Consider the following 456-nt stretch of genomic DNA (forward strand, 5'->3'; position numbering starts at 1 on the left):
TGTCGGCGATGACGACCTTCGCGCCGCGTTCGGCGAACAGCCGGGCCTCGGCCTCGCCTTGTCCGCGGCAGCCGCCGCTGATGAGGGCTACTTTGCCGGTGAGGTCAGCCATGATTTTCTCCGTTCGGGTGAGGGTGTGCGTCGTGGATCTACGCTGCGACGTGGTCTTAGATGGCCATGCACAGGCGGTTGGAGTCGAGGATGGCGGCGTGGATGTTGCGGCTCGAGAGGCCTTAGGCTCCGCCGACAGCCTCTAGGACAGGCTCCCCCGTGTCGTCATTCCGGGGCGGAGCAAAGCGAAGAACCCGGAACCCAGGACGACAGCGACGGCGCTGATCCATTGGGCACTGGGGATGACCCCCTGGGTTCCGGGTTCGTCCTTCGGACGCCCCGGAATGACGTTCATGGGCTGAATGTCGATTAAACCTCGAGCGTGATTCACCGCATCGATGAAAT

Annotated in this window: 1 protein-coding gene and 1 pseudogene; both read right to left on the bottom strand. The window is 63.4% G+C overall.

Going from position 1 to position 456, the window contains the following annotated elements:
• A pseudogene (locus tag P3H15_RS55155) lies at window positions 1–112 on the bottom strand (3-alpha-hydroxysteroid dehydrogenase); the annotation flags it as partial.
• 141 nt (window positions 113–253) lie between these two features.
• Window positions 254–456: hypothetical protein (locus P3H15_RS55160; protein WP_276144955.1), on the bottom strand; the 203-nt coding region annotated here is incomplete at its 5' end.

The sequence above is a fragment of the Rhodococcus sp. T2V genome, assembly GCF_029269925.1.
GTDB lineage: Bacteria > Actinomycetota > Actinomycetes > Mycobacteriales > Mycobacteriaceae > Rhodococcus_F > Rhodococcus_F koreensis.